Source organism: Acidovorax sp. IB03 (assembly GCF_016406015.1).
In the GTDB taxonomy this organism is placed as follows: domain Bacteria; phylum Pseudomonadota; class Gammaproteobacteria; order Burkholderiales; family Burkholderiaceae_C; genus Acidovorax; species Acidovorax temperans.
This window is the reverse complement of sequence record NZ_JAEFCH010000087.1, coordinates 1-1,186: the sequence shown is the minus strand read 5'-3', so window position 1 is coordinate 1,186 and position 1,186 is coordinate 1. Positions and strand designations below refer to the sequence as shown.

Sequence of the window (1,186 nt, the reverse complement as noted above, 5' to 3'; positions counted from 1 at the left end):
AGTAACCGTCTTCGAAGTCAAGCGCAATGAAGCGACTTGTCCCAAGGTTTTCCAGTGCGCACCATGGCGTTGAGCGTGGTGAGCAACTTGCGCATGCAAGCGACCAGGGCGACCTTGGGCAACTTGCCAGCGGCCTTCAGACGCTCGTAGAAGGCCTTGATGGCCGGGTTGTAGCGGGTGGCCGTGAGCGTTGCCATGTACAGCACGCGGCGGATCTCGAAGCGCCCGCCTTGTACGCGCCGCCTGCCCTTGCTGCCGCCGGAGTCATTGGCCATGGGCGCCACGCCCACCAATGCAGCGATCTCGCGCCGGTTCAGCCGGCCCAGCTCTGGCAGCTCGGCAATCATCGTGGCACTGGCCACCGGGCCGACTCCCGCAGCCGACTGCAGCAGCGTGTCGAGCTCCCCAAAGTGCTCGCGCACATGCGTGACCATCTGCTCTTCGATCTCATCGAGCTGCGCCTTGATCGCCGCCTCGATGGCCTCGATGCTGGCGTGCAGCTTCTTGGGCGTGATCTGCAGCCGTTGGCGCTCCGAATGGAGCATGGTCAGCAACTGGCGCCTGCGCGTGACCAGGGCCGCGAGCCACTGCTGGCGCTCATCGGCCAGGGGGCGCAAGAAGCGCTGCAGATCGTCGCGGCGCAGCAGCACCGCTGCCAGCTCGGCCAGCGTGCGCGCATCCACCGCGTCGGTCTTGGCCAGGCGTCCCATGGATTTGGCGAAGTCGCGCGCCTGGCGCGGGTTGATGACCGCCACGGGCAGGCCTGTGGCCTGCAGGGCACACGCTAACGCGGCCTCGTAGCCGCCGGTGGCCTCCATCACCACCAGACCCACGTCCAGGGGCTGCAGGGCAGCCGCCAGCGCCGAGTGGCCTTCGGCATCGTTGTCAAACCGCTGGGCGCTGCTCTTGGCACCCAGCACACAGACATCCACGTGCGCCTTGGCCACGTCGATGCCCACCGTCACTGAGGTAACAGACATGATCTTCAGATCCCTTGCTTGTGCATGCGCGCTCAATCAAGGCGCGCGTAACCGTTCGGGCTTCACGAAGACCAGCGCGGCGGCCATGCGTTCTGTACTCAGTCACGGGCTCTATCACCCCAGCGCCTACCAAACTGCACGGGCCGGTCTGGCCGCCTCAACGGCGTTCAGACTCTACCGCGCTGGTCTGGTTTAAAGATACAAGC

Annotated in this window: 1 protein-coding gene; it reads right to left on the bottom strand. The window is 65.5% G+C overall.

What is annotated here, in order from left to right; translation table 11 throughout:
- Window positions 1-17: 17 nt before the first annotated feature.
- Window positions 18-980, bottom strand: a complete 963-nt coding sequence (locus IHV84_RS20160; RefSeq protein WP_011804582.1) for an IS110 family transposase — start codon at window positions 978-980, stop codon at window positions 18-20.
- Window positions 981-1,186 lie beyond the last annotated feature (206 nt).